Here is a 25,487-nt window from a genome sequence, read left to right as displayed (position 1 = left end):
TACGCACTGAGACCCGAGAACGGGTCCAGGCGCAAACTGGATTGCACGTATACATTGGTACGACGACCCGACCGATATTGGTATGACAGCGGTTCGATTCCGCTGGTCGGCATTAAGGCGGCCAGAGCGGTGAGGTTCCACCCGTACCCATCCCGAACACGGAAGTTAAGCTCACCTGCGTTCTGGTCAGTACTGGAGTGAGCGATCCTCTGGGAAATCCAGTTCGCCGCCCCCACTCATACAGAGCCCGCTGGACTTCGGTCCAGTGGGCTTTTTTCATTTATAGCGAGCGGATGGTCCGCTCGCACGCACACATTCAGAGCGACCGCACTCCGGTCGAGACACCGAAAACGCCCGACTCAGGTTGCACACCGTCAGGCTTAAGCACAAGACAGGGATACCAGTAACTGCGCCAAGGTGGCAGAGTTCGGCCCAACGCATCCGCCTGCAGAGCGGAACCCCCGCCGGTTCAAATCCGGCCCTTGGCTTTTCCTTTCGAACGTTGCTCCCGCGAGCGACGCGTCTCGGAATCGAAGCGGTGAGTGACGACGCTATCGCACGAGTCGTGCTTTGAGCGCGTTGACCGCGTCGACGTCGCCCAGTTCGCGTGCGAGTTCGAGGGCGTCGAGTGCGGTCTTTCGCGCTCGAACCCCTGCTTCGACGGACGAAAAGCACGTCGTAGCGCGCCGTAGTTCGGCGAGCGCCTCGGTTGCGTTGCCGACTTCGCGGAGTGCACCGGCGTACTGTCATCGACCTTCGAGGACCGCCGTCGGCGCGGACTCGGTTGCCGCCGCGAGAAGCGAGAGTCCGTCGTCAGTCTCACCCGACCGCACGTACACGTCTCCGAGAGTCATCTTCGCGAGCGCCTTCGGTTCGTCACCGAGCGCCGCCGCTCGTTCGAGCCACGGTAGCGTTCACCCAGAGAGCCAGGCGAAGCCGTCGGCACGCGCGCGAATTAACAGCGTTTCGTCGAGCTCCGCGCCGTCGAGCGCGTCGAGAAAGTCGAACCGGTCGGAGACGAGTTCCAACTGCTCTATGATGTGGTCGTCCGCGCGCGTCACGGCCCTCCCCCGATGCGGTGCCGTCGCGCGACTGGTCCGTAACTCATGATACGTCCGTTCGGCCGACAGATTCAAAAAGTCTCGTCAATCTGCGACCGCGACTGCGCTTCCGCCCCGCCGTATTGAGGGTGGGAGTCGCCGCCGGCGGGCGCGCGACGCGGTGACACGCTCCGAGGAAAAGTAATCGTTATACGCCGCGTGGCCCATGCCGAAACCATGCAACGACGCGCCGCGGTCATCTCCGTCGTGTTCTTCCTGGTCATCGGTGCCGGTGCATACTCGCTTATCGCGACTGCATCGACGCCGTCGGTCAGTTTCGAGAACCCCGAGTACTCGCTGGCACAGGGAGACGAGTTCTCCGTCCCCGGTAGCGACCAGGCGTACACAGTATCGTCGATAACCGAAGAGGAGGAGTCGGGCGGCCACGGTGGCGGCACGACGCTGGTCCGTTCCGGTGAGCTCACGTACGTGAACGAGTCGGCCCGGTACACGGAGACGTGGGACAACGAGAGCACCGTCACGCTCGACGGCACCGACTACCGTGTCGAAATCGCCAACGTCTCGGACCCCAGCGAGGCGACGCTGGTCGAACTGTACAACGAGACCGCGATTCTCCGGGCCGACTCGAACGCCGACAACGAGACCGTCACCCGTGACGGCGAGCGCTACGTCGTCATCAACGATTCGACGCTCGTCTCGGTCGACGAGTACTTCCCGGAAAACGAGACGCGCACCGTCGCCGAGGGCGACTCCTTCGGCTACAACAACCAGTCTGTCACCGTCGCGGCTGTCGAGACTTCCGGCGTGACCGTCGAGTGGTTCGCTCCCGAGGAGAACACCGTCACCGTCGACAACGAGGCGAACCTGACTCTCTCCGGACAGCAGTACCTCGCGTACTTCCCGGACGGCGAGACCCTCGTCCTGACGCAGAACTACGACAGCTATCAGGCCCAACTGTCCGAAATCGAGCACTACCACGAGACGGAAAACGGCCTCTGGGGTGTCGCCATCGTTTCGTTCACCACGAGCATTCTCCTCGTCGGCATGGCGTTCCTCCCGTCGCGGTACTGAACGCCGCGGCAGTCACCGTTTTTCGCGCGCAGTCTTCGCTTCGAGCCACGCGATTCCGATTCCGATAGCGACGGCCGACAGCGACCCGAGTATCTGGAGCCCGGCGACCGTGAGAACCGAATCACTGGGTGCGTAGCGCCACGAGGCCTCCACGAGTGTCCCGAGGCCGACGAGGACGAGGAACGCGCTGACGGCGACCGACGGCCACGACTCCGTCCGCGCGAGGGCTCGGCGAATCATCACTCGGAAGCGTCGCGCCGCGAGGAGAAAAGCGAGACGGGAACACGGCGGGGACACAGCGGGGACAAGCGGGGACACGGCAGAGACATGGCGGGCCGACACGAAGCGGAGACGAAACAGAAACGCCGGGGGCGGTCGGCGAGCGTCGACCGAACCGGGCGACTACCGCCGCAGGAAGTCGAGGAAGTGGTAGTCGTGGTCCGGCGTGTAGGTCCGAAACAGGAGGCTGTTCGTGAGGACGGACACCGACGACAGCGCCATCGCGCCCGCGGCGAACACCGGCTGGAGGAGGCCGAGCGACGCGAGCGGAATCATCGCGGTGTTGTAGCCGAGCGCCCAGAACAGGTTCTGTTTGATTTTGGCGAGCGTCCCCGCGGAGATGCGGATGGCCTTCACCACGTCGAGCGGGTCGTCGCGCATGAGCGTCACGTCGGCGGCCTCGATGGCCACGTCGGTGCCGGAGCCGAGCGCCGTGCCGACGTACGCGGCGGCGAGCGCGGGCGCGTCGTTGACGCCGTCGCCGACCATCATGACGCTCGTCCCGTCGGCCTGCAGAGACTCGACCGCGTCGGCCTTGTCCTCGGGGAGGACGCCCGCGCTGACGTTCTCGGGGTCGATGCCGACCTGCTCGGCGACGGCGCGGGCGGTGCGCTCGTTGTCGCCGGTAATCATGTGGACGGTCACGTCGCGGTCGCGGAGCGCGGCGACGGCCTCGGCGGCCGACTCCTTGATTTCGTCCGCGTCGGCGACGACGCCCGCGAGGTCGCCGTCGACCGCGACGAGCATCGCGGTCTTGCCCTCGCCTTCGAGGTCGCGGAGCGCGTCTTCGGCCGGCGCGGGGTCGACGCCCGCCTCAGAGAGGAGTTTGCGGTTGCCGACGAGGACGGTCTTTCCCTCGACGGTCGCGCGAATCCCGTGGCCGGGAACGTTCTCGAAGTCCGCCGGCTCCGCGAGGTCGAGACCGCGGTCCTCCGCGCCGGAGACGATGGCGCGGGCCAGCGGGTGTTCGCTGTTGCGCTCGGCCGAGGCGGCGTACCGGAGGACGGCGTCTTCGTCGAGCGTCTCGTCGTCGGCGGTGACGACGCCGGAGCCGTCGGCGGCGGGGCCGACGGCGACCACGTCGGTCAGCGTCATCTCGCCTTTGGTGAGCGTGCCGGTCTTGTCGAAGACGACCGTCTCGACGTCTTTGACGCGTTCGAGCACGTCGCCGCCCTTGAACAGGACGCCGTTGCGCGCGCCGATTGCCGTCCCGACCATCGTCGCGGCGGGGGTGGCGAGGCCGAGCGCGCAGGGGCAGGCGATGAGCACGGCCGAGGCGAAGACGACGACGGCGAACTCGAACGTCGAGACCGCGCCGCCCGCGGCGACCGGACCGCCCGCGACGAGGCCCCAAAGCGGGAGCGACCGGATGAAGCCGGAAAGCGCCTCGGGGAAGAGGAACCAGACGACGCCCCACAGGAGGGCGTTGGCGATGACCGCGGGCACGAAGTACGCCGAGATGCGGTCGGCGAGGTTCTGAATCTCGGGCTGGCGGCCCTGTGCTTCCTTGACGAGCGAGACGATCTGCTGGATGGCCGTCTCGGAGCCGACCTTGGTCGCTTCGACCACGAGGACGCCGTTTTGGTTCACCGTCGAGCCGACGACCTCGTCGCCTTCGGCCTTCGAGACGGGGACGGACTCGCCGGTGACCATCGACTCGTCGACCGCGGAGTCGCCGTCGACGACGACGCCGTCGGTCGGAATCTTCTCGCCGGGGCGGACCTTCATGCGGTCGCCGACCTCGACGTCGTCGAGGGGGACCTCGCGTTCGGTCCCGTCGTCGTCGACGAGCGTCGCGGTGTCGGCTTCGAGTTCGAGGAGCGTCCGGAGCGCCTCCGACGCCTGTCCCTTCGAGCGCGCTTCGAGGTAGTTCCCGAGCGTGATGAACACCAAGATGAGCGCCGCGGTGTCGAAGTAGAGACTGCCGGCGAGCAGGCCGCTGAGGACGGCGATCGAGTAGACGTACGCCGTGGACGACCCCATGGCGATGAGCACGTCCATGTTGGCGGTGCGGTTCCGCACGACCGCCGTGTAGGAGTTCTCGTAGAACTCGCGGCCGAGGTAGACCTGCACCGGCGTGGCGAACGCGAAGCCGATCCAGCCGACCGGGACGCCCGTGCCGGGAATCGTCTCGGGGAGGCCGCCGCCGAACAGTTCGACCGCGAGCATCGCCAAAAGCGGGAGCGACAGCGCCGCGCCGAAAAGCGTCAGGCGCTTCTGTCGGCGAATCTCCTCGTTGCGGGCGGCGTCGCGGGCGTCCTCTGCGTCACCCTCGTCGTCGCCGCCCTCGCGGATGGGCGTGTAGCCGGCGTCTTCGACCGCCCGATACATGTCGTCGAGGCTCGCGTCGGCGGGGTTGTAGGTGACGTGCGCCTCGTCGGTGGCGAAGTTGACTTCGGCGGCGACGACGCCCGGAACCGACTCCAAGGACTTCCGGTTCGCGTCGGCGCAGTTCGCACAGCTCATCCCGGTGATGCCGATGGTTCGGGTCTCCGAGAGCGCCTCGTAGCCGGCGTCCTCGATGGCGTCGTATATTTCGCCGAGCGATACCTCCTCGGGGTCGTACTCCACCGACCCCTCGTCGGTGGCGAAGTTGACGCTGGCGCTCGTCACGCCGTCGAGCGCCTCCAACGCCTCGCCGACGGTGCGCGAGCAGTTCGCGCAACTCATTCCGCGGATGTCTAAATGGGCCGTTCGGCTACTCATCTCACCTAGACGTACGTGCCCCTTGCTTACCTCGGTTGCCCCTTCAGAACCGAACGTCCGAGAGGGGCGGAACTTTAGATTCGAAACCGGCGGGTTCGACGCTCGGTCGCCGCCAGCACCGCCCGACCGTCGCCCGCCCGCTCAGTCGTCGTTCGCGCCGGCTTCGAGGCGGTCGTATCGGTCTTCGAACCGGCCGAGACAGGACGAACAGCAGAAGTGGTAGAGCGACCCGCCGATGCGGGCGCTCTCGCCCTCGCTCGTCACCGTGTTGCCGCACTCGGCGCATTCGAGGGCGAAGCCGGTCCCGTTGACCGTCGGCGTCCACTCGGCGGACTCCACGAGGCTCACCTCGTAGTCGCGGACCCGCGAGAGGTCGACGAGGTCGTCCAACTGGGCGCGGACGGAGCTTCCGTCGAGTCGGGCGTGGGCGGTCACCTCCCCGTCGGCCGCGACGAACAGGTGTTGGACCGGGTCGGCCGCGCGGAGGGCGTCGCGGACCTCGTCGACGAACTCCGGGCGGACGGTCAGCCTGACGAGGACGGGCGTCCCGCCCGACAGCGTCGACTGGTCGAGGTCGACGGTGAACCGACGGATGATGCCCTCCTCGCGGAGGCGGTCGATGCGGTCGGAGACCGCCGGCGCGGAGAGGCCGACTTCGGCGGAGATGTCGCTGAACGGTCGGCGGGCGTCTTCGGCGAGGAGTTCGAGGATGTGGAGGTCGGTTTCGTCGAGCGCACGCATGGCTCCGTTTGGCACCGCGATGTCATAGATTTTTCCCGCGTTCAGCTTTCGATTCGAAAGCAGATGCCGGTACGTCACCGAATCGCCGAAAGGGAAACCCACTAAATCGAGAAGCCCCTCCCTCGAACCGTATGCCGACAACCCTCACCGTCACCGGGATGACCTGCGAACACTGCGAACAGCGCGTCGCTGACGCCCTCGCCGGCGTCGACGGGGTCGAGGACGCGACCGCCGACCGCGAGGCGGAGCGCGCGACCGTCGAGGGCGACGCCGACACCGACGCCCTCGTCGCGGCCGTCGAAGACGCGGGCTACGACGCGAGCGCCTGACCCCGAGGCGACGACGGGCCGGGCCGGGCGAGAAGACTCGCAGAACGAAGACTCGAAGAATCGGACGGCGCGACCGACAAGTCGCTTCGACGCGCCGACCTGAACGGTTTTAGCCGGCGACCCGCTACGCTCGACCATGCACGCGCGGTCGTGGGCGACCGTCCTGTTCGCGCTCGCCATCGGGCTCCTCCTCGCGCTCGGCGTCGTTCGACTCGCCGCCGGCGACACCGGGGACTTCGCGAGAAACGCCGGAATCGCCGCCCTGCTGACGATTTTCGCCGTCGCGCTGGTCAGGGACTGGGAGTCGAGCGCGGAGTGAACCGGCGGGCGGCGAGTCGGAGTTGTGCCGGTCCCGCGGCGAACTGTCATCCGCCTGTCTTTCACTTCGGCTGTAGGCGGTTACAAGAGGCCGCGGTTCCAACCCCGTCTGTGTCTCCACCGAGCGACGACGACTTTCGCACGCACTCCCCCACCGCCCCGATAGACGACACGCCCACCGTCTCGTGTTCGCGTTGCGGCGAGGAGTGGGACCTCTCGTACGAACTGGACGAGCTACAGCTGGGGAACCAGTCGGTCGAGCAGTTCGCGCTCGACCATCGCCGCCACACCGGTCACTTCCCGGACGACGTCTCGCCGTGGGTCGTCAGCTGTCGGCGGTGTCCCGACGGCGAGCAGTTCCTCTCCGAGGCCAGCGCCCGCCGGTGGGCCCGCGCGCACGCCCGCCACACGCGACACGAGGTGTCGATGGACCACGCCGACGACGACGGGGTCGTCATCACGCCCGAGTGAGGCTCGGCGGCGTCCGGTTAGTCGCGCCGCTGGCGCGTGGTCAGTCACCGCCGCCGGTGTCGGTCGTCGGCGCGCTCGCGGCGGGCCGCATCCTCGGCCTCGACGCGTACCTCGAAGCGATGGAGTTCGTCCGCCGGCGGCCCAAGCTCAAGTACCTCCTCGGCTGAGGGGGGCGCTCCGGCCGCGTTCGGCATCGTTTCTCTCGGACGACATCGTCGATTACCAGGCACGTGAGTTCCTCTTCGGACCGTTTCGAAGCGTGTCGTCGGGTTTAGGAGTCCCTAAAATCCGAAAGTGGTTTATTGTATTAGGGACGCCTAAAACGTATGAACGAAGACGGAGTCGACGTCGACCACGCGTTTCGATGGGCTGTTCTCACGGGGAGGGTCTGAGCCGTGACCGCTCAAGACACCGGCCCCGAATCGGCGGACGTGGTCGTCGTCGGCGGCGGTCCCTCGGGATGCGCCGCGGCCGTCTTCACCGCGCGATACGGTCTCGACACCGTCGTTTTCGACCGGGGTAACGCCGCCTTCCGCCGGTGTGCGTACCTCGAAAACTACCTCGGTTTCCCCGCCGGCATCGGCGTGGACACCTTCACCGCGCTCGTGCACGAACACCTCGCCGAGGTCGGCGCGGACTACGTCGCCGACATGGTCGTCTCGGTCGAGCGACCGGGTGACGAGGGCGAGGCCGCGGATGCGAGCGAAAGCGAGTCGGACGCGTTCGACGCCGACGCCCGGCGGTTCGTCGTCCGCACGCAGGAGGGTCGCCGGGTCGAGGCCGACTGCGTCGTCGCCGCCGCGTGGTACGACGGCGACTACCTCCGCGGCCTCGACGACGACGACGCGATGTTCGAGGAACGCGACCACCACGGCGAGGTCCACGAGCACTTCGATTCCGACTACGCCGACGACGGGCGGACCCCCGTCGAGGGGCTGTACGTCGCCGCGCCCTCGGGCGAGAGAAACGCGCAGGTCGGCATCGCGGCCGGACAGGGCGGTCACGTCGCCCGGTGTCTCATCGAGGACCGCCGGCGCGAGCGCGGCTTCCCCGGCGACCTCGCGCGCCACTACGACTGGCTCCGCGCCGACACCGAGTTCCAAGGTGAGTGGGGCGACCGCGACCGCTGGCGCGAGTGGTTCGACGGCGAGGTGCCGGCCGACGCCGACCTCGACGACGAGCACCTCGCGGAACTCCGCGAGTCCTACATCGACCGGGCGTTCGACACCCGCCGGACCGACCACGAGGTCGAGGCCGCGGAACCCCGCGGCATCCGGCGACTCGTCGAGACAATCGGCACCGAACGCGTCCTCGACGCCCTTCCCGACGAGGCGCTCGCTGACTACCTCGACGGGCGCGAACTCGGAGGTGTCGAGCAGTGAGCGGGACGACGCCGACCGAACAGTCCTCCGGGTCGGCGCTGACCCGGCTGTTCGGCTGGATTGACGGGTCGCTCCTGTCGCTTTGTCTCGCCAGCCTCGTCGTCGTCGTGGCCGGCGGCCTCGTGCAGGTCAGCTTCGGCGCGTTCTCGATGACTATCGCCGAGGCGTGGCGCGCCGTCTTCGACCCCGCGGTCATCTTCGACCCGCAAGTCTGGCAGGTGTTCCTCCTCGGCGGCGAACTCCCCGAACTCGGTCGACAGACGCTCATCGTCTGGAACATCCGGCTTCCGCGGGTGTTCGTCGCCATCATCGTCGGCGCGAACCTCGCGATTTCCGGCGCAATCTTTCAGGCGGTCACGCGGAACGAACTGGCGAGTCCGTTCATCCTCGGCGTCTCGTCGGGGGCCGGACTGCTCATCCTCCTCACGCTCGTCGTCTTCTCGGGGCTCGCGGCGTACCTCCCGCTTCTGGCGGCGCTCGGCGGGATGTTCGCGTTCGTCCTCGTCTACCTCATCGCGTGGAAGAACGGCACCTCGCCGGTCAGGCTCGTCCTCGCGGGCGTCATCGTCGGCACCGTCTTCCAGAGCCTCCAGACGGGGCTTTTCTTCTTCGTCGACGATATCGGCGTCGTCCAGTCGGCCATCGCGTGGACGACCGGCTCGCTCACCGGCACGGACTGGGAACAGGTCCGCATGGCCCTCCCGTGGTCCATCATCGCCGTCGCCCTCGCGCTCGGAAGCTCCCGACAGCTCAACGTCCTGCTTCTCGGCGAGCAGACCGCCCGCTCGCTCGGGATGTCCATCGAGAAGGTCCGGTTCGCCCTCTCGGGCGTCGCGGTCCTCGCGGCCGCGGCGAGCATCGCCGTCGCCGGCATCGTCGGCTTCGTCGGTCTCGTCGTCCCGCACCTCGTGCGGAACGTGGTCGGGAGCGACTACAAGCGCCTCGTCGTCGGCTGTCTGTTCGCCGGCCCGGCGCTGATGGTCGCCGCCGACGTGGGCGCGCGCCTCGCGCTCAACCCGATTCAGCTCCCGGTCGGGGTCGTCACGGGCCTCGTCGGCGGGCCGTACTTCCTTTATCTCATGCGCAAACAGCAGAACATCGGTGAAGTGTGATGTCGAACCAGCAATCGGAGAACCCCCAACAGATGGCACAACACGGTGACACGGACGCGAACGCGGGCGGAAACGCGAGCGTCGAAGGCGACTCCGACCGCCAGAGCGCGCTCACCGGCGACGCGCTCGAACTCTCGTATCCGACGAGCGAGGGCCCGGTCGTCGAGTGCGACCGAATCGACATCCCGCGCGGCGAAATCACGGCGCTCGTCGGGCCGAACGGCTCCGGCAAGAGCACGCTCCTGAAATCCCTCGCCAAACAGCTCTCGCCCGACAGCGGGAGCGTCTACCTCGACGGGAAGTCAATCTCCGAGTACGACGACAAGGCGTTCGCCCGCGAGTTGGGGATGCTCTCCCAACAGCACGACTCTCCCACGTCGCTCACCGTCGAGGACCTCGTCTACCACGGCCGGTACCCCCACCGGAGCTTCTTCGAGCAGGTCAACGAGGCCGACCACGAGGCGGTCGAGCGCGCCATCGACCTCGCGGGCGTCGAGCACATCCGCGACAAGCAGATCGGTAACCTCTCGGGCGGCCAGAGCCAACTCGCGTGGATTGCGATGGTGCTCGCACAGGACACCGACGTGCTCCTCCTCGACGAGCCGACGACGTACCTCGACTTACACCACCAGCTCCGCGTGCTGGAGACGGTCCGCCAGCTCAACGAGGAACGCGGCGTCACGGTCGCGGTCGTCCTCCACGACATCGCGCAGGCGGCGCGGTTCGCCGACTACCTCGTCGCCATGCAGGACGGCGAACTGTACGACTGGGGCCCGCCGCGGGAGGTCGTCACCGAGGAACTCCTCGCCGACGTGTTCCGCGTCGAGGCCGCGGTCAACTACTCGCCCGACCCCGAAATCGTCCCGAAGCACTCGCTGTAGCGGGTCGACCCGTTTCGTTCCGTGCGGCCGCTCGGCAGAAGCGACTCTACACGCCCCGAGCGCCTACTGGACGGCGACGATTTCGATGTCGAAGACGAGCGTCTTCCCCGCGAGTTCGTGGTTGAAGTCGACGTCGACCTCGTCGTCTCGGACGGCGATAACGTCGCCGTGAAGCCCGTTTTCGGCGTGGACGTGCAGGCCGACTTCGGGCGTCTCGCCGACCATCCCCTCGAACGTCTCGGGGTCGTAGGTCCGGATTCGGTCGGGGTCGAACTCGCCGTAGGCGTCTTCCGGCGGGACGGTCACGGTCGCCTCCTCGCCGGCCGACATCCCGACGACGGCCTCGTCGAGCCCCGGAATTATCTGGCCCGCGCCGACGACGAACGTCTGGGGGGCGTAGTCGTCGCGGTCCTTCTCTTGGGCGTCGAACAGGCCGCGTTCGACCGCCACCTCGTACCGCGAGGTGTTGAAGACGGTCCCATCTTCGAAGCGTCCGACGTACGCGAGCGCGACTCGGTCTCCCGACTCGATTGCCATAGCGGGGGTCGGCGGAGGACGCGCATAAAAGTCGTCATCGAGGCATCCCGGCGGGGGTTCGCGTCAGTCGCCCGTGCTCATCTTCCGGGCGTGTTGCGGGGGGAGTCGGAGCTCGTCGAGTCCGGGGAGGTGTTCGATGTTGTAGACGACTTGCAGGTCGTCGGTCACCGGGAGGCTGATACACGACAGCCGGACGCCCTGGTCCAGCATCTCCTCCGAGAGGATGTGGTTCGAGGGCATCTTCACCTCGCCGTCGACGACCGCCACCGCGCAGTTCGCACAGGCCCCGCCGCGGCAGGCGAAGGGCCAGCTGTGGCCGGCGTCCTCGGCCGCTTTCAGGAGGTTGGTCCGCGACTCGACGAACACCTCGCCGTAGGCGTCGCCGTCGAGGCCGCTCTCGGCGGCCTTCTCGAAGAGGTCGTCGTCGGTGAGCGACCAGCCGCGGTCGGTGAGCACGTCGTAATCGAGGAACTCGACTCGCGCCCCCCGCCGTTCGGGCTCCGGCTCCGAATCGGGCCCGGAACCGGAACTCGCGTCGTCGGTCCCGGTTCCGGCGTGGCCGTTCCGGGCGGCACCGGCGTCGTGCTGTCCGTTTCGGGTCGCGCCCTCGTCGGTCGGGCGGCGGGCGTCCGTCTCGACGGGTTCGAGTTCGTCGCCGGGCTCGTAGCCGCCTCGAATCGCCTCGTAGGCCGTCCGAACCGCCTGAAATTCCTCCGCCGACCCGCCGTGGTCCGGGTGGGCCGACTTCACCCGCCGACGGTACGCGTCGACGAGTTCGTCCTCGTCTGCGTCCGGGTCGATGCCGAGCGTCTCGAACGGGGAGTCCACATCGGGGCTAGTAGGAACTCGCGAGCATAAATCCACGGCCACCGGCCGTCTCGTCGTGGTTTAGTCCTCGAATCGAGCGCACAGTCCGAGGGACGACCGCGGCCGCGAGCCGCGGCGGTTTTGTAGCGGGCCTCGCTTGCTTCGGGTGTGAGACGCGGGGTTCGGTTCGCCGTCGGCGCGGGACTCGGCATCGGAGCGCTCGCGGCGTATCTCTGGTACGTCGGGCCGGGAGAGGTCGGCTCGCGCGTCGCGGCCGTCGCCCCGTGGGCCGTCGCCGTCGTCTGCTGTCTGATGCTCGCCGAGGCGACCGTCGACGGCCTCGGCGTCTGGGCGTCGGTGCGCCCCCTCCGGGGCGGACTCTCGCCGCGCGCGAGCGTCCAGTTCGCGTTCGCCGGCGACTTCTTCGACGTGCTCAGCCCCGCCGGCCCGGTGAGTTCGGAGCCAATCATGGCGCAGTTCTTCGGCGTCGCGACCGAGACGAGCTACAGCGAGGCCCTCGGCGTCCGCGGCGTCGCCAAGTACGTCAAGTCCGCGGCACAGCTCCTCCTGTCGGTCGCCATCGTCGGCGTCCTCTTTCTCGACGCGCCGACGCCGCGGTTCGTCCTCGTGACGCTCGCTGGCGCGGTCGCCGCGCTGTTGGTCGTCGGTGCCGCGCTCGTCTGGGCCCGAGACGCGCTGTCGGCGGTCGTCGTCGCGGTCCTGACTCCGGTCGTTCGCGTCGTCAGCGGCGTCACCCGCGAGACCCCGCTCGGCCGCGACGCCGTCGCCGACGCGGTCGAGCGGTTCTGGGAGCGCGTCGTCCGCTTCCGCGACGCGCCGGAACTCCTCGGCGTCATCGCGCTCAGCGGCGTCTTCGAGCAACTGCTCACGTCGCTCGCGCTCTGGGTCGCGCTCGCCGGCACCGGCACGACCGTGGCGTTCCTCCCGATTGTCGCCGTCATCCCGCTCCCGCAGGCGGCGAGCGTCGTCCCCGTTCCGGGGAGTCTCGGCGCGTACGACGTGCTTCTCGCGGGCGCGCTCAGCCTCACGACGGGCGCGCCGGCCGCGGGCGCGGCCGCGGCGGTTCTCGTCGTGCGGACGTTCGAACTCCTCGTCTCGCTCGGCTGTGGCGGCGTCGCAACCGGCTTCCTCCGCGGCTTTCGGGCCTGAGGCGAGTTGGTCGGCCCCCGTCGCGGCGGCGTGAGAGGTGATGAGAGGAGCGAAAAGCGAGTCAGTCGGCGGTGCGCTCGTGGATGGGGACGCTCGCCAGCCCGACCGCGTTAGACTTCGAGGAGACCGAGAGCGTCGCGTGCCAGCCCCCCTCGGCCGGCGTGACGTGCAGGGAGACGGGCTCCCACGACGACGCGCGGCGGTAGAGCTCGACGACGACCGGCAGTACCGGGAGCCGGCCCTCGCGCGCCGAGAGGGCGTAGCCTTCGAGGGTCAACTCCGCCGACCTCGTGCCGGCGTCCGGGCCGGGCCGCCACGCCGAACAGCTGTACGACTCCACGAGGCCGAGCCGTTCCATCTCCACCAGCGTCGCCTCCAGCGCCCCCGCGGAGTCGGGCCGCGACGCGAGATGCGAGGCGGCGCGTTCGAGCACGTCCGCCTGCTCGGCCGACGGGAGGTGCACGTGGAGCGCGGTCGCCATGCTCTCCAACAGGCGCAGACAGAGGTCGTCCGCGCTGGACACCGTCTCCGCGAGGTCGAAGTACGCGTCCATCACCGCGGTCTCGACCGCCCGGTGGCCGGCGTCCACGAGTGCTTCGAACACCGCCGCCGCGACCCGGTGACAGAACTCGACCCGCTCGGCGCGGTCGCCGCCGTCCACACACGCCGCGCGGCCGTCCGCGTCGGGTCCGAGGTCGAGGTCACAAGACGGGTTCGGGAGCCCCGGCGTCGCCCCGGCGGTCGCCCACCCCTCCGCGGGCGCATTCGCGCTCGCGCCGCCGCCCCCCGACCGCGCCTCATGCTCCGAGACGATGAGGTCGTAGTACGGGACCTTCGGGTCGTACCGCCGGAGCGCGGAGCGGTACTTCCTCGCCGCGCGCGCGGCGGCCTCGGCGGTCGCGCGGTCCTCGAACCGGAGGCCGTCGACCGGAACGGGTCGCTCCCCGGTCCGTCCGCAGACGAGCTCGTAGCTCCCGTCGTCGCTCGCGAGCGATTCGATGTGGGTCCGTATCTGGGTGAGTGTCGTGCCGACCATGATGTGTCAGTGTGTCCGTTCGCGGGTCGTCGCCGACGCCGCGGTCCGTTCGTCGCTCGCTCGACACATTGTTTAGGCGGGCCTAAAACGTATTGGTTCGAGCGGTCGCTCGGGAGGCCGCCCGAGACGCGCTTCCCTCGGTCGTCTGCCCTCGTTATCGCACCCGTGTCGGTCGGTCTCGATTCGAATTTGGGCCTAATTTGTGCCCCTCTCGGGGGCAACTCTGCGTCGAGTTCGGCGAATCATTATCCGCCGTTACGCGGGTAGATTCGATAGATGACGCACTCGACGAACTGCGAGACGAACACGCCCTCGATGACCGGCCGCGGGACGACCGCGACGGGCGCGCGACGATGACGACCCACAACCGCACCACGAGAACGCCGGCGCTCCAGCAGACGACGACAGATGCACGTCACGAACACCGGCGGAGCAAAACGGGAGCGCAGATGAGGCAGTTGTTGTGGTGGCTCGTCGGCGGGACCCGCGGCGGGAAGAACCGCCTCAGAATCATCCGCGCGCTGAACGAGCGCCCGATGAACACGAACCGGCTCTCGAACGAACTCGACTTGAACTACAAGACCGTCCAGCACCACCTGGAGATGCTCACGGAGAACGGCGTCCTCACCACCAGCGGCGAGGAGTACGGCAAGCTGTTCTTCCTGACGCCGGAGATGGACGACAACCTCGACCTCCTCGACGACATCGCGGAACAGACCGATATCGAGGACGAGGATGCATGAAACCGCGGCGCTCCGGCGAACCGCCGGGTACACCGCGGTCGCCGTCGCCGCCTCGCTGGGCGTCGTGTTCTCGCTCCCCGAGGCGGGGCTCCCGATGTTCTTCGACCCGCGGACCCCGCTTTTCGGCGCGCTCGTGCAGACGAAGCTGTTCTTCTCGACGTTCACGACGCTCTTACTGCTCGTCCTGCTCGCGACGTACGGCCGCGTCTACCGCGAGTTCCCGAACCGCTTCACGCTGAGTCTCATCCTCTTTACCGTCGCGCTGTTGTTGCACGCGGTCACGTCGAACCCGTTTCTCCCGCTGTTGTTGGGGTTCGGCCGCGGCGTCGAACTCGGACCTTTCACGTATCTCCCGGACCTCTTTACGAGCGTCGCGGTGGTCATCCTCCTGTACCAGAGCCACAAGTAGGGGCCGCCGCCCGCGATTGGGCCGTCCGAACTCGGTGGGAGTTGTGCCTCATCCGGCCCCGAATTGGTCGTAAGTTCGGAAATCGAATTTCACCGTTCGACCCGCACCTCGAACCATGAGTTCCGGTAGTGCCCCGTCCAAGCGAGACCGCCTCGAACAGTACCTCTCGGCGCGCGCCTCGGAGGGAGCGTTCCACTTCAAGAGCAGACACATCGCCGACGAGATCGGACTGTCTTCGAAGGAAATCGGGTCGCTCGTCGGGAGGCTTCAACGCGAGGCGGAGGCCGCTCGCATCTCCCAGTGGGGGTACACCCGCGGCACCACGTGGTACGTCGAGCCCGCCGACTGAGTTGCGAGGCGCTTGCCCGACGGCGGCGCAAAAGAATGTTGGTGGGATTCCGGCCCGAAGTGGCAGGGCAACCGGGTCCGAGACGGTGCGTCAGTCCGGGCCGACAGGGGAGACGGGGAACGCGGCGGCCGACGACCGGCCGAGCGACCGTGTGGTGCTCGGCGGACGCGGCGCGCCGCCGACGGGGTCCGTCACAGAGAGGGGAGTTCTGTTCCCCGTCTACACATGAGCTAACGGTGAAATAGCGGTTTTCCGAACTTCGGGACAACACCGACCGAACTCTCGCCGAACTCCGTTCGGATTACACCCAATTCTCGCTCGCGGCGACCCGCGACTCGGTCACGACGCGTCGTTGGCGTCTTCGCCCGGTCTGTAGAACGTCCGGTGGAACATCTTGTAGGAGTCGGTGATGGGGACGATGGTGTAGGTGTCGACCACGTCGCTGTCTTGGAGGAGTTCGCGGACGTAGCTGTTGATACTGCTCAAAGAAGACTGCCAGACGCGAATCAGCAGGTCGTACTCGCCGATACATTCGGCGACTTCGTACACCAGTCCCTCGTCGAGGAGCCGCTCGATGAACGCCGTTATCTCGTCGTTCGTGGCGTGGTTGTCGTAGGAGATGTGGACCTCGGCGTAGGGGTAGTTGGCCGCCCGAAAGACCAACAGCGCGAAGATTTCGAGAATGCCGTCTTCTTGGAGCATCTTGCGCCGCCGCCGCGCGGCCGTCCGCGAGAGCCCGACGCGGTCGGCCAGCTCCGTGTCCGAGATGCGCCCGTCTTTGTTCAGCTCGCGGAAGATGCGGACGTCCTTTTTGTCCATCCGGTCTTCGAGAAGCTCGACAACGCGCGGGTCCTCCATCCACTCCTGCGAATCGGGCATTGCTAGTCTCACGGTTATATCGCTTAGCTTCATATATATGAATGTTTCTTCGAAATCTCCGAATTGGATATAGTATGTGAACGAATCGTTTACTCACGTCGAGACGGCGGCCGACCGAAATCGCAGGCCGTCGGGGGAACGCGCGTTTCGGCCCCCAAACACTTTTACTCCGCGTTCACGGAGGGGAACGACATGGTTCGCGGAAAAATCAATCGAACGAACAAGGCCCTCGCGGATTGGGCCGACATCCTCACTGAAATCGACGAGGTCTCGGGGGAACTCGAAGATTCCGGCTGGGAGACGCTCGTCCTTCACCCGGGAGACGTCTCCACGTCGGACGCGGCGGCGGCCGCCGACTCCGGATTCCGGCTCCTCGTTCCGGATTCCGAACTCGAAGCCCTCGAATCGGCAGTCTCGGGGGCTGATGCGGCGTTCGACCAGTTCGAGGTCTACCGCGCCCGCGACACGAACGTCCGAATCTTCGTCGTCGTCGTGAAATCCGAGGAAACGATGGAAGCGGTCCTCTATCCCGTGTTTTACGACGCCGACACCGACTCGTCGTTCGTCGAAACGCTCCGGACCGAATCCGAGATTCGAACGACGGTGAGCGACCTCGGAAACAGTCGCCGCTGTTCGTTCCGACACACCGAACCCGGCCTGTTTCTCCCCCAGTAACTGCCCGCGGGGTCGCTGATTCCGTCTCGTCCCCGACCGCGCTCGCCGCGACGTTCTCGTGATTGACGAGCCGAGTCTGTCCACTATTCTCACGATTAGCTGTGCATATTCGATCTCTATCGGGAAAGTCAAGACCGAATCGGCTTCTATATCTTCTTATGGGGTGTATTCGTCCATACCTGTGGGTTCTCGGTTCTCTCCAATATTATTACGAACTCACAATTAGATGAATCAACTCCTTTTATAGACGATATGTTCAATCGCTAGGAAAGCTTTATACGAATGGGGTATCCACAAACCTCCATGCCAACCGGCAACATAGAGCGCAGAAAACTGCTGAAACTCATCGGTGCGGGCGCGACGAGTGTCGCGCTCGCGGGCTGTCAGGGGACCCAGCAGACCGAGACGAGCGACGGGAGTTCCGGGAGCGACTCGACTGCGACCGAACAGACGAGCGACGGCGGAAGCGGCGGAAGCGGCGGCAACGACTTCCACTTCATCGCCGGGCAGGTGTTCGGGACGCTCGACCCCGCAGAGCAGGTCGACTACACGCAGGGGCTCGCGGCGCAGAACCTCTACGACGAACTCATCACGGTCGACGCCGAGACGCTCCAGCCGACCGCCCACATCGCCGAGAGCTGGGACACCGAAGACGAGGGCCAGACGTGGGTGTTCACCCTCCGCGACGACGTGACGTTCTCCGACGGCACGCCGCTGACCGCCGACGACGTGGCGTACTCGCTCACCCGGATGCTGGAACTCCAGCGCGGCTACTCGTCGTTCTGGCTCGACTATCTCGACCCCTCGAACATCTCCGTCCGCGACGAGCGGACCGTCGCCTTCGAGTTCAATCAGGCGTACGGCCCGGCGCTGGCGACGTTCGTCCAGTTCTACGTCGTCAACAGCGCCGTCGTTCAGGAGAACGAGCAGGACGGCGACTACGGGAACGCCTACCTCCAGAGCAACTCCGCCGGGTCGGGCGCGTACGTCCTCGACGACTGGGAGCAGGGGAACTCCATCGAGGCGACCGCCTACGAGGACTACTGGAAGGGCTGGAGCGAGGACAGCTTCGACACGTTCCGCTCGACGGTCATCACCGAGGAGTCCACCATCAAGACGACGATGCAACAGGGCGAAGGCGACATGACCGACCAGTACATGGGCACGCAGGCGTACGCCGAGATGGACTCGTACTCCAACGTCCGCGTCCCCGAGGTGCCGCAACTGCAGTTGTTCCACTTCCCGCTGAACTGCCGGAAGGCACCGACCGACGACATCAACGTCCGGAAGGCCATCGCCTACGCGTTCGACTACGACAGCGCCGTCAACGACATCATCGGCGGCGGCGGCGTCGCGGCCGGGCCGGTCCCCCGCGAGATGGCGGGCCACAACGGCGACCTCGTCCCGATGGAACAGGACCTCGACAAGGCCAAGGAGTTCCTCGACAAGGCGGACTACTCCGTCGAGGAAATCAACGAAATCGGCCTCGAACACGTCGTCGTCGCCGGCACCGAACTCCAGCGCCAGATGGGGCTTCTCAACCAGGCCGGGCTGAACGAACTCGGCATCGACCTCGAAATCAACCCCCTGCAGTGGGCTCGCCTCACCGACCGCGCGACGAGCGCCGAGTCGACCGCCCACATGACGAACATCTTCCACACGGCGAAGATGCCGTCGCCGGACAGCCACACCTACCTGATGTACCACCCCTCCTCGTTCGGGTCGTACATCTCCCAGTCGTGGTACTCCACCGACGAAATCGCGGCCACCCTCGAAGAGGCGCGCCAGACCTCCGACCTCCAGAGCCGGCTGGAGAAGTACGAGGAGGCGCAGGCGCTCATCGTCGAGGGCATGCCCAGCGTCTACATCGCCAACCCGCCGTACCGCATCGGCATCAACGAGAACGTCGAGGGCTGGCAGTACCGCGGCGTGATGTCGTTCGACTGGGACGTCCACTCGATGACTCGGAGCGGCGAGGGTCGCGCGGAGTAGCCGCCCGACGACTTCCGACGCCCCGCCTCGGGCCGTCTTTCCAACTCACCAATGTCATACGTAGATTACCTCGTTCGGCGCGCAATCCACTCGGTCCCCGTCATCTTCGGGCTGTCAGTGCTCATCTTCCTGATATCCCGCGTGATTCCGGGCGACCCCGTTCGGTTGGCGCTCGGACCGGAAGCAACTGACCAGCAAGTCGCGGCACTCCGCGCCGAGATGGGCCTCGACCAGCCCCTGCCGATGCAGTACGTCGACTGGCTCGTCGGCGTCGTACAGGGCGACTGGGGGATGTCGCTACGGACGAACAACAACGTCTTTTCCGACATCGTCGCTCGCCTGCCCGCGACGCTCGAACTGACCGTCGTCACGCTGTTTTGCGCCGTTCTGTTGGCCATTCCGTTCGGCGTCGTCGCCGGCACCAACAAGGACCGCTGGCAGGACCATCTCTCGCGCATCACCGCCCTGTTCGGCGTGTCGATGCCGCGGTTCTGGGTCGCTATCGTCCTCCAAATCGTCTTCGTCGTCAGCCTCGGGCTGTTGCCCCTCTCGGGGCGGCTCAGCGACGGCGTGGCACCTCCGCCGGCGGTCACCCGCCTGTATCTGGTCGACAGCCTCATCGCCGGCCAGTTCGGGACGTTCGTCGACGCGGCCACGCACCTCCTGTTGCCGACCGTCGCGCTCGGCCTCGCCACGCTGGCGCAGGTGATGCGGCTCATCCGCTCGGACATGATCGACGAACAGCGCAAGGACTACGTCCTCGCCGCGCGGGCCTACGGCCTTCCGAACACCCTCATCGAATACAAGTACATGCTCCAAAACGCCTTTACGAGTTCACTCACGGTGGCCGGCCTCGCGTTCGGCTTCCTCCTCGGGAACGCGTTCCTCGTGGAAATCGTCTTCGCGTGGCCGGGGATGGCGCGCTACGGCGTTCAGGCCATCCTCTATCAGGACTTCAACGCCATCGTCGGCGTCACCATCGTGGTCGGTATCGGCTTCGTGACCGCCAACTTCGTGGTCGACCTGCTGTACGGCTACCTCGACCCGCGGGTGCGGCTGGAGGAGGGATAGCCGTGTCCACGAAGACCACTATCCCGTTTCTCGACACCGAGAGCGCCGCCCGAAAAGAGCGGATTCGACAGCTCAAACGCGGCTTTCGGACCTTCGCGGGCAACAAGCTCTCGCTCGTCGGGCTGGCGATGATTCTGACGCTCGTCGCCGCGGCGCTCCTCGCGCCGTACATCGCGCCGTTCCCCGAACACGCCGGCGCGGGCGTCTACTTCGACCAGGCGAGCGAGCCGCCGAGCGCGACGCATCTGATGGGCACCGACACGACCGGCCGCGACATCTTCAGCCGCGTCCTGTTCGGCGCGCGCCTGTCGCTCCTGATGAGCGGCGTCGTCCTCTCTATCGCCATCTCCATCGGCGTGACGCTCGGGCTCATCGCGGGCTACCTCGGCGGGACGACGAACACCGTCATCATGCGGGTGACGGACATCTTCCTCGCCATCCCGCCCACGCTTCTCGCCATGGCGGTGGTCGCCGCGACCGGCGCGTCGCTGTTCAACGTCATGGTCGCCATCGCCTTCTCGTGGTGGTCGTGGTACGCCCGCCTCGTGCAGGGCGAGGTGCTCTCGATAAAGGAAGACGAGTTCATCGAGTCGAGCCGGGCGCTCGGGTCGGGGTGGGTGCGGACGACGTTCAAAGAGATTCTCCCGAACGTCGTCAGCCCCATCACGGTCAAGGCGACCCTCGACATGGGCTTCGTCATCCTCGTCGGCGCGGGCCTGTCGTTCCTCGGCCTCGGCGCGCAACCGCCGACGCCGACGTGGGGCGCGATGATCGCGCAGGGCCGCAACTACGTCACGAGCTTCTGGTGGATCGCCGTGTTCCCCGGACTGGCGATTTCCTTCGCCGTCCTCGGGTTCAACTTCATCGGCGACGGCCTGCGCGACGTGCTCGACGTGGAGGTGGACTGAGATGGCCGACCCCATCTTAGAGGTGAAGAACCTCCACGTCCACTTCGAGACCCACGACGGGACGGCCGAAGTGATAAACGGCATCGATTTCACCATCGACCGCGGCGAGACCGCGGCGCTCGTCGGCGAGACGGGCTGTGGCAAGAGCGTCACCGTGAAGTCAATCATGGGCCTGCTCCCCTCGGCGACCATCCCCGAGGGCGAGATTCGATACAAGGGCGAGGACGTGCTCTCGCTTTCCGACGCCGAGCGCCACTCGCGGCGCGGCAAGGAGATGAGCATGATAATGCAGGACCCGATGACGAGTCTCAACCCCGTCCTGACGGTCGGCGAGCAGATGGTGGACGTGCTGAAGTGGCAGGGGCGGCCGCGGCTGTCGCTGTCGAAGCTCGTCCGCGACGCGCTTTCGACCGGCTCGAAGGCCGAATACAGGCGGCGGGCCATCGAGATGCTCGGCGAGGTCGAAATCTCGGCCCCCGAGCGCGTCTTCGAGAGCTACCCGGTCGAACTCTCCGGCGGGATGCGCCAGCGCGTCCTCATCGCCATCGCGCTCCTGTCGGAGCCGGACCTGCTCATCGCCGACGAGCCCGGCACCGCCCTCGACGTGACGACCGAGGCGAAGGTGCTCGACCTCCTCGACGAACTCGTCGAAGAACGCGACACGAGCGTCCTCTACATCACCCACGACCTCGGGGTCGCCCGCGAGGTCAGCGACCGAATCAACGTGATGTACGCGGGCGAAATCGTCGAACAAGCGCCGACGGCCGACCTGTTTGCGAACCCCCAGCACCCCTACACCCGCGGGCTGTTGGAGAGCATCCCGACGCTGTCGACCGGCATCGGCGACGGCATCGAAGGGCACCTGCCCGACTACACGGACCCGCCGGTCGGCTGTCGGTTCGTCGAGCGCTGTCCGCACGCGGAGCCGGCCTGTTACGACGCGTACCCGTACCCGCGGCAGACCGGCTCAGACCACGCGACCGCGTGCCACCTGTTCGACGGCCCGCCCGCCCGCGAGCGCCACGAATCGCTCGCCGCCGACCCGGTCGACATCGGCACCGCGCCGTGGCTGGCCGGCGGCGGCGACGCGCCCGGCGACGTCTCCGCCGACGGGGGGACGGACCAATGAACGACTCAGCGTACACGACCGACCCGACGGCGGCGGCACAGCGCGACCGGGACCTCGACGACCCGATGGTCACGGTCGAGAACCTCAAGAAGCACTTCCCGCTGTTCGAGGGAATCCTCCAGAAGAAGGCGGGGGAGGTCCGCGCCGTCGACGGCGTGAGCTTCTCCATCGCCGAGGGCGAGACGTTCGGCCTCGTCGGCGAGTCCGGTTCCGGCAAGACGACGACCGGCCGGTCGATGCTCCGCCTGACGGAGCCGACGAGTGGGCGGGTCGAAATCGACGGCCAGAACGTCGTCGACCTCTCGGACGGCGAGCTCAAGCGGTTCCGTCGGAACATGCAAATCGTCCATCAGGACCCGTCTTCGAGCCTCAACCCGCGCCACCGCGTCAAGTCGATTATCGAGGCACCCCTGAAGATTCACGACTACGGCGACTCCGAGGCCCGGCTCGAACGGGTCGAGGAACTCCTGGACATGGTGGACCTCCCGCGGGAGTTCATGTACCGCTACCCCGGACAGCTCTCGGGCGGCCAGAAACAGCGCGTCGGCATCGCCCGCGCCGTGGCGCTCAACCCGAAGTTCGTCGTCCTCGACGAGCCGACGAGCGCGCTCGACGTGAGCGTGCAGGCCCGCATCATCAACATCCTCGAAGAGATACAGGAGGAGTTCGGCATCACCTACCTGTTTATCACCCACGACCTCTCGCTCCTGAAGAACGTCGCCGACCGAATCGGCGTCATGTACCTCGGGCGGCTCGTCGAGGTCGGCGACGTGGACTCGGTGTTCGGGTCGCCGCAACACCCCTACAGCCGGGCGCTCCTCTCCGCCATCTCGACCATCAGCGAGGAGGACGAACTGGCGAAACCCGACCGAATCACGCTCGACGGCGAGGTGCCGGACCCGAGAGAAAAGCCCAGCGGCTGTGCCTTCCGGTCGCGCTGTGCCCACGAGTTCGACGCCTGCGCGGTCGAGGAACCCGACCTGTACGAGCGCGGGCCGGACCAGGTCTCGCGGTGTTTCCTCCACGACGACCGGTTCGAGGAGGGCGCGGAGTGGGAATGACCGCAGAGCGCGCGGAGCGCCTCGCCGCCCTCCGGCGGGCGCGGCGGAACCGCCCGTGGACCGACGAACTGCTCCGGTCGTGCGCGTCCGACCCGGCGGCGTTCAAGGCCGCCCAGCCGGCGTGTTCGGCCTGCGACCGGCCGTGCCGCGACGACGAGGTCTGCGCCACGGCCGTGGCGAAATCGGACGGACTGTTCGAATCGATGGGCCGCGACCAGACGTACCACCTGCTCGCGGCGGGCATGAAGCGACTCCGGGCGCGGGGGACCGCGACGCTTCGCAACGCCGACAGACAGCGGCCGAACGCCTTCCTCAGCGCGACGGCCGACGACGCAGACACCCCCGAGGCACCCCAATGACGACAGACGACACGCGGACGATAACGGCGGAATGGGTCGAAGACATCGCGGTCGGCGGCGCGGTCCTCGGCGGCGGGGGCGGCGGCTCGCTGGCCAAGGGCATCGAGTTCGGCGAACTCGCCGTCGAGTACGGCCGGCCGACAATCGTCTCGGTCGCCGACCTCGACCCGACGGACGTGGTGCTGACCGTCAGCGGCGTGGGCGCGCCCGCCGCGACGGAGAGCCACGTCGACCCCGCGGACTACGTGCGCGCGGTCGAACTACTGGTGGACAGACTCGCGGCCGACGGGACGACCGTCGGCGCGCTGATGACGAACGAGATGGGCGGGTTCGCCACGGTCAACGGCCTGCTCCAGTCGGCCGTGACCGGGCTCCCGCTCGTCGACGCCGCCTGTAACGGGCGGGCGCACCCGACCGGGCCGATGGGCTCTATCGGGCTGTCGCAGGACGCCGAGTCGGTGCAGGCGGCGGTCGGCGGCGTGCCGGGCACCGCGGCCCGACTGGAGACGGTCGTCGAGGCGGAACTCGGCACGGCGGCGGCGCTCGTGCGACACGCGGCCGAAGACGCCGGTGGCCTCGTGGCCGTCGCTCGCAACCCCGTTCCCGCGAGCTACGCCGAGGCGAACGCGGCGCTCGACACGTACGACCGGGCCGAGGCGGTCGGTCGCGCGGTCAGACTCGCCGACGACGGGCGCGACGCCGCCGACCGCGTCGCCGACGTGCTCGGCGGCGAGGTCTCGCTCGTCGGTCCCGTCGAGTCGTTCGCGCTCGAGACGACCGGCGGCTTCGACGTGGGTGAGGTCGAAATCGAGGGGCGCGAACTCACCTTCTGGAACGAGTACATGACGCTCGAACTCGACGGCGAGCGCCTCGCGACGTTCCCGGACCTCATCACGACGCTCGACGCCGAGACGGGGATGCCCGTCTCGACGGCGGAACTCGCGGAGGGCCGGTCAGTCGCGGTCGTCGTCGCGCCCGCGGCGAACCTCTCTCTGGGCGCGGGGATGGCCGACCCCGCGCTCTTCGACCCGGTGGAACAGGCGGTCGGAAAAGCGGTCAAATCACACGTATTCAACTAACGACACTCATGTTCGACAAGATTCAGCAAGCATACGACATCCTCAGCCGTCCCGACGCGGACGGCGAACTGGTACGCGACGCGCTCGAAACGTACGGTCTCGACACGGAAGTCACGACCATCTCGACCGACGAGGGGTCGACCGACTTCGTCAAGACGGTCGTCCCCGGGGCCGACCCGGACGCGCCGACGCTCGGCGTCATCGGTCGCCTCGGCGGGGTCGCCGCCCGGCCGGCCGAACTCGGACCGGTCTCCGACGCCGACGGGGCCATCGTCGCCCTCGCGGTCGCGCTCCACCTCGGCGAGACGCGCGCCCGCGGCGACGTGCTCGCCGGCGACGTTCGCATCGCCACGCACGTCTGTCCGGACGCGCCGACCTCCCCCCACGACCCGGTGCCCTTCATGGGCAGTCCGGTCGATACGAGCACCATGAACGAACACGAGGTGGACGAGGAGATGGACGCCGTCGTCTCCGTCGACGCCACGAAGGGCAACCGCGTCCACTGCGAGCGCGGCTTCGCCATCACGCCCACGGTCAAGGAGGGGTGGGTGCTGAAGGTGAGCGACAGCCTCCTCGACATCCAAGAGCGGTCGACCGGCCGCCCGCCGAGCACGCTCACGCTCACGATGCAGGACATCACCCCCTACGGCAACGACGTCCACCACATCAACAGCATCCTCCAGCCGGCGACGGCGACCGACGCGCCCGTCGTGGGCGTGGCGACGACGAGCGTCTCGCCCGTCCCCGGCTGTGGGACCGGCGCGAACTACCTCACCGACCTGCTCGACGCGACCGGGTTCGTCGTCGAGACGGCCAAGGACTTCACCCGCGGCCGCGCGTCGTTCTACGACGAGGCCGAGTACGACCGCCTCACGTCGCTGTACGGTTCGATGGGCCGCCTCCAGACGCTCGGCGAGGGCGAGGGCGTCTGA

28 protein-coding genes, 1 tRNA gene, 1 rRNA gene and 1 pseudogene are annotated in these 25,487 nt (G+C 67.4%); 23 read left to right on the top strand and 8 right to left on the bottom strand.

The window, feature by feature from the left end; translation table 11 throughout:
• Positions 1-113: 113 nt before the first annotated feature.
• Both rrf and IEV64_RS18975 read left to right on the top strand, forming a co-directional pair.
• A 5S ribosomal RNA gene (rrf, locus tag IEV64_RS18980) occupies positions 114-235 on the top strand.
• A gap of 176 nt (positions 236-411) precedes the next feature.
• Positions 412-488, top strand: a tRNA-Cys gene (locus IEV64_RS18975).
• Positions 489-914: 426 nt separating this feature from the next.
• On the opposite strand, the gene IEV64_RS18970 is transcribed toward IEV64_RS18975, so the two are convergent.
• Positions 915-1,061 carry a hypothetical protein gene (locus IEV64_RS18970; RefSeq protein ID WP_188425022.1) on the bottom strand — a complete coding sequence of 49 codons (147 nt, stop codon included), beginning with the start codon at positions 1,059-1,061 and terminating at the stop codon, positions 915-917.
• A gap of 216 nt (positions 1,062-1,277) precedes the next feature.
• On the opposite strand from IEV64_RS18970, the gene IEV64_RS18965 reads away from it, so the two are divergent.
• On the top strand, positions 1,278-2,132 hold the full coding sequence (locus IEV64_RS18965) for a hypothetical protein (RefSeq protein ID WP_007275381.1): 855 nt from the start codon (positions 1,278-1,280) through the stop codon (positions 2,130-2,132).
• A 12-nt stretch (positions 2,133-2,144) separates the two neighbouring features.
• Here IEV64_RS18965 and IEV64_RS18960 read toward each other — a convergent pair whose 3' ends face one another.
• The 3 genes from IEV64_RS18960 to IEV64_RS18950 all read right to left on the bottom strand — a co-directional run bounded on the left by IEV64_RS18960 (position 2,145) and on the right by IEV64_RS18950 (position 5,858).
• Positions 2,145-2,372 (bottom strand): DUF8123 family protein, encoded by a 228-nt coding sequence (locus tag IEV64_RS18960; protein ID WP_007275382.1) that lies wholly within the window; start codon positions 2,370-2,372, stop codon positions 2,145-2,147.
• 162 nt (positions 2,373-2,534) lie between these two features.
• Positions 2,535-5,117 (bottom strand): heavy metal translocating P-type ATPase, encoded by a 2,583-nt coding sequence (locus IEV64_RS18955; protein ID WP_007275383.1) that lies wholly within the window; start codon positions 5,115-5,117, stop codon positions 2,535-2,537.
• A gap of 141 nt (positions 5,118-5,258) precedes the next feature.
• A complete protein-coding gene (locus IEV64_RS18950; RefSeq protein ID WP_007275384.1) occupies positions 5,259-5,858 on the bottom strand; it encodes an AsnC family transcriptional regulator in 600 nt (199 codons plus the stop codon).
• Between the two features lie 131 nt (positions 5,859-5,989).
• Between IEV64_RS18950 and IEV64_RS18945 the strand changes: the two genes are divergently transcribed.
• From IEV64_RS18945 to IEV64_RS18915, 7 genes and pseudogenes are all read left to right on the top strand, one after another.
• Entirely contained in the window at positions 5,990-6,187 is a 198-nt protein-coding gene (locus IEV64_RS18945; RefSeq protein WP_007275385.1) for a CopZ family metallochaperone, read from the top strand.
• A 136-nt stretch (positions 6,188-6,323) separates the two neighbouring features.
• Positions 6,324-6,506, top strand: coding sequence for a DUF8073 family membrane protein (locus IEV64_RS18940; protein ID WP_007275386.1), 183 nt, complete (start codon positions 6,324-6,326; stop codon positions 6,504-6,506).
• 110 nt (positions 6,507-6,616) lie between these two features.
• A complete protein-coding gene (locus IEV64_RS18935; RefSeq protein ID WP_004967592.1) occupies positions 6,617-6,976 on the top strand; it encodes a DUF8062 family protein in 360 nt (119 codons plus the stop codon).
• A 62-nt stretch (positions 6,977-7,038) separates the two neighbouring features.
• Positions 7,039-7,143, top strand: a pseudogene (locus tag IEV64_RS18930) (quinol oxidase); the annotation flags it as partial.
• Between the two features lie 228 nt (positions 7,144-7,371).
• On the top strand, positions 7,372-8,358 hold the full coding sequence (locus tag IEV64_RS18925; RefSeq protein WP_188425021.1) for an FAD-dependent oxidoreductase: 987 nt from the start codon (positions 7,372-7,374) through the stop codon (positions 8,356-8,358).
• Complete coding sequence (locus tag IEV64_RS18920) at positions 8,355-9,470, top strand: FecCD family ABC transporter permease (RefSeq protein WP_007275389.1); 1,116 nt, start codon at positions 8,355-8,357, stop codon at positions 9,468-9,470. The genes IEV64_RS18925 and IEV64_RS18920 overlap by 4 nt, the downstream gene beginning before the upstream one ends.
• Complete coding sequence (locus IEV64_RS18915) at positions 9,470-10,351, top strand: ABC transporter ATP-binding protein (RefSeq protein ID WP_188425020.1); 882 nt, start codon at positions 9,470-9,472, stop codon at positions 10,349-10,351. Before IEV64_RS18920 ends, IEV64_RS18915 begins: the two co-directional genes overlap by 1 nt.
• A gap of 63 nt (positions 10,352-10,414) precedes the next feature.
• On the opposite strand, the gene IEV64_RS18910 is transcribed toward IEV64_RS18915, so the two are convergent.
• Together IEV64_RS18910 and fer are read right to left on the bottom strand one after the other, a co-directional pair.
• Positions 10,415-10,888, bottom strand: coding sequence for an FKBP-type peptidyl-prolyl cis-trans isomerase (locus tag IEV64_RS18910; protein ID WP_188425019.1), 474 nt, complete (start codon positions 10,886-10,888; stop codon positions 10,415-10,417).
• A 63-nt stretch (positions 10,889-10,951) separates the two neighbouring features.
• Entirely contained in the window at positions 10,952-11,716 is a 765-nt protein-coding gene (gene fer, locus IEV64_RS18905; protein ID WP_188425017.1) for a ferredoxin Fer, read from the bottom strand.
• Positions 11,717-11,863: 147 nt separating this feature from the next.
• Here fer and IEV64_RS18900 point away from each other — a divergent pair, with 147 nt between their 5' ends.
• Positions 11,864-12,865, top strand: coding sequence for a lysylphosphatidylglycerol synthase domain-containing protein (locus IEV64_RS18900; RefSeq protein ID WP_007275393.1), 1,002 nt, complete (start codon positions 11,864-11,866; stop codon positions 12,863-12,865).
• A gap of 61 nt (positions 12,866-12,926) precedes the next feature.
• On the opposite strand, the gene IEV64_RS18895 is transcribed toward IEV64_RS18900, so the two are convergent.
• Entirely contained in the window at positions 12,927-13,901 is a 975-nt protein-coding gene (locus IEV64_RS18895; RefSeq protein ID WP_188425015.1) for a DUF7551 domain-containing protein, read from the bottom strand.
• Positions 13,902-14,350: 449 nt separating this feature from the next.
• Here IEV64_RS18895 and IEV64_RS18890 point away from each other — a divergent pair, with 449 nt between their 5' ends.
• From IEV64_RS18890 to IEV64_RS18880, 3 genes are all read left to right on the top strand, one after another.
• Positions 14,351-14,644 (top strand): ArsR/SmtB family transcription factor, encoded by a 294-nt coding sequence (locus IEV64_RS18890; RefSeq protein WP_004967581.1) that lies wholly within the window; start codon positions 14,351-14,353, stop codon positions 14,642-14,644.
• Positions 14,637-15,053, top strand: a complete 417-nt coding sequence (locus IEV64_RS18885; RefSeq protein ID WP_007275396.1) for a DUF8036 family membrane protein — start codon at positions 14,637-14,639, stop codon at positions 15,051-15,053. Before IEV64_RS18890 ends, IEV64_RS18885 begins: the two co-directional genes overlap by 8 nt.
• A gap of 115 nt (positions 15,054-15,168) precedes the next feature.
• Positions 15,169-15,402: a DUF7123 family protein gene (locus tag IEV64_RS18880; protein ID WP_007275397.1), complete on the top strand. Its 234-nt coding sequence runs from the start codon at positions 15,169-15,171 to the stop codon at positions 15,400-15,402.
• A gap of 339 nt (positions 15,403-15,741) precedes the next feature.
• Here the strand turns inward: IEV64_RS18880 and IEV64_RS18875 are convergent, their stop codons facing one another.
• The gene (locus IEV64_RS18875) at positions 15,742-16,281 is read right to left on the bottom strand and encodes an Lrp/AsnC family transcriptional regulator (RefSeq protein ID WP_188425013.1); all 540 of its coding nucleotides are present in this window, start codon (positions 16,279-16,281) and stop codon (positions 15,742-15,744) included.
• 192 nt (positions 16,282-16,473) lie between these two features.
• Between IEV64_RS18875 and IEV64_RS18870 the strand changes: the two genes are divergently transcribed.
• The 9 genes from IEV64_RS18870 (at position 16,474) to IEV64_RS18830 (ending at position 25,487) form a co-directional block, all read left to right on the top strand.
• Positions 16,474-16,956: a DUF7529 family protein gene (locus tag IEV64_RS18870; protein WP_188425011.1), complete on the top strand. Its 483-nt coding sequence runs from the start codon at positions 16,474-16,476 to the stop codon at positions 16,954-16,956.
• A gap of 303 nt (positions 16,957-17,259) precedes the next feature.
• Positions 17,260-18,948: an ABC transporter substrate-binding protein gene (locus tag IEV64_RS18865; protein WP_188425009.1), complete on the top strand. Its 1,689-nt coding sequence runs from the start codon at positions 17,260-17,262 to the stop codon at positions 18,946-18,948.
• 51 nt (positions 18,949-18,999) lie between these two features.
• The gene (locus IEV64_RS18860) at positions 19,000-20,019 is read left to right on the top strand and encodes an ABC transporter permease (RefSeq protein ID WP_188425007.1); all 1,020 of its coding nucleotides are present in this window, start codon (positions 19,000-19,002) and stop codon (positions 20,017-20,019) included.
• Positions 20,020-20,021: 2 nt separating this feature from the next.
• A complete protein-coding gene (locus IEV64_RS18855) occupies positions 20,022-20,927 on the top strand; it encodes an ABC transporter permease (protein ID WP_007275401.1) in 906 nt (301 codons plus the stop codon).
• A 1-nt stretch (position 20,928) separates the two neighbouring features.
• Positions 20,929-22,056, top strand: a complete 1,128-nt coding sequence (locus tag IEV64_RS18850; RefSeq protein WP_188425005.1) for an ABC transporter ATP-binding protein — start codon at positions 20,929-20,931, stop codon at positions 22,054-22,056.
• Positions 22,053-23,117: an ABC transporter ATP-binding protein gene (locus IEV64_RS18845; RefSeq protein ID WP_188425003.1), complete on the top strand. Its 1,065-nt coding sequence runs from the start codon at positions 22,053-22,055 to the stop codon at positions 23,115-23,117. Before IEV64_RS18850 ends, IEV64_RS18845 begins: the two co-directional genes overlap by 4 nt.
• Positions 23,114-23,476, top strand: a complete 363-nt coding sequence (locus tag IEV64_RS18840) for a hypothetical protein (RefSeq protein ID WP_083874923.1) — start codon at positions 23,114-23,116, stop codon at positions 23,474-23,476. The genes IEV64_RS18845 and IEV64_RS18840 overlap by 4 nt, the downstream gene beginning before the upstream one ends.
• Entirely contained in the window at positions 23,473-24,555 is a 1,083-nt protein-coding gene (locus IEV64_RS18835; protein ID WP_188425001.1) for an S-methyl thiohydantoin desulfurase family protein, read from the top strand. The genes IEV64_RS18840 and IEV64_RS18835 overlap by 4 nt, the downstream gene beginning before the upstream one ends.
• Before the next feature lie 8 nt (positions 24,556-24,563).
• A complete protein-coding gene (locus IEV64_RS18830; RefSeq protein ID WP_188424999.1) occupies positions 24,564-25,487 on the top strand; it encodes a DUF1177 domain-containing protein in 924 nt (307 codons plus the stop codon).

The organism is Haloferax sulfurifontis (assembly GCF_014635105.1).
GTDB lineage: Archaea > Halobacteriota > Halobacteria > Halobacteriales > Haloferacaceae > Haloferax > Haloferax denitrificans.
The sequence above is the reverse complement of the archived record's forward strand: the minus strand, read 5'-3'. Positions and strand labels throughout refer to the sequence as shown.

Coding starts and splice junctions, on each gene's coding strand:
- IEV64_RS18850 (WP_188425005.1), top strand. CDS start 20,929: ATGGCCGACCCCATCTTAGAGGTGAAGAACCTCCACGTCCACTTCGAG.
- IEV64_RS18965 (WP_007275381.1), top strand. CDS start 1,278: ATGCAACGACGCGCCGCGGTCATCTCCGTCGTGTTCTTCCTGGTCATC.
- IEV64_RS18865 (WP_188425009.1), top strand. CDS start 17,260: ATGCCAACCGGCAACATAGAGCGCAGAAAACTGCTGAAACTCATCGGT.
- IEV64_RS18895 (WP_188425015.1), bottom strand. CDS start 13,901: ATGGTCGGCACGACACTCACCCAGATACGGACCCACATCGAATCGCTC.
- IEV64_RS18880 (WP_007275397.1), top strand. CDS start 15,169: ATGAGTTCCGGTAGTGCCCCGTCCAAGCGAGACCGCCTCGAACAGTAC.
- IEV64_RS18835 (WP_188425001.1), top strand. CDS start 23,473: ATGACGACAGACGACACGCGGACGATAACGGCGGAATGGGTCGAAGAC.
- IEV64_RS18945 (WP_007275385.1), top strand. CDS start 5,990: ATGCCGACAACCCTCACCGTCACCGGGATGACCTGCGAACACTGCGAA.
- IEV64_RS18840 (WP_083874923.1), top strand. CDS start 23,114: ATGACCGCAGAGCGCGCGGAGCGCCTCGCCGCCCTCCGGCGGGCGCGG.
- IEV64_RS18870 (WP_188425011.1), top strand. CDS start 16,474: ATGGTTCGCGGAAAAATCAATCGAACGAACAAGGCCCTCGCGGATTGG.
- IEV64_RS18830 (WP_188424999.1), top strand. CDS start 24,564: ATGTTCGACAAGATTCAGCAAGCATACGACATCCTCAGCCGTCCCGAC.
- IEV64_RS18860 (WP_188425007.1), top strand. CDS start 19,000: ATGTCATACGTAGATTACCTCGTTCGGCGCGCAATCCACTCGGTCCCC.
- IEV64_RS18955 (WP_007275383.1), bottom strand. CDS start 5,117: ATGAGTAGCCGAACGGCCCATTTAGACATCCGCGGAATGAGTTGCGCG.
- IEV64_RS18885 (WP_007275396.1), top strand. CDS start 14,637: ATGCATGAAACCGCGGCGCTCCGGCGAACCGCCGGGTACACCGCGGTC.
- IEV64_RS18940 (WP_007275386.1), top strand. CDS start 6,324: ATGCACGCGCGGTCGTGGGCGACCGTCCTGTTCGCGCTCGCCATCGGG.
- IEV64_RS18915 (WP_188425020.1), top strand. CDS start 9,470: ATGTCGAACCAGCAATCGGAGAACCCCCAACAGATGGCACAACACGGT.
- IEV64_RS18875 (WP_188425013.1), bottom strand. CDS start 16,281: ATGCCCGATTCGCAGGAGTGGATGGAGGACCCGCGCGTTGTCGAGCTT.
- IEV64_RS18890 (WP_004967581.1), top strand. CDS start 14,351: ATGAGGCAGTTGTTGTGGTGGCTCGTCGGCGGGACCCGCGGCGGGAAG.
- IEV64_RS18910 (WP_188425019.1), bottom strand. CDS start 10,888: ATGGCAATCGAGTCGGGAGACCGAGTCGCGCTCGCGTACGTCGGACGC.
- IEV64_RS18950 (WP_007275384.1), bottom strand. CDS start 5,858: ATGCGTGCGCTCGACGAAACCGACCTCCACATCCTCGAACTCCTCGCC.
- IEV64_RS18960 (WP_007275382.1), bottom strand. CDS start 2,372: ATGATTCGCCGAGCCCTCGCGCGGACGGAGTCGTGGCCGTCGGTCGCC.
- IEV64_RS18845 (WP_188425003.1), top strand. CDS start 22,053: ATGAACGACTCAGCGTACACGACCGACCCGACGGCGGCGGCACAGCGC.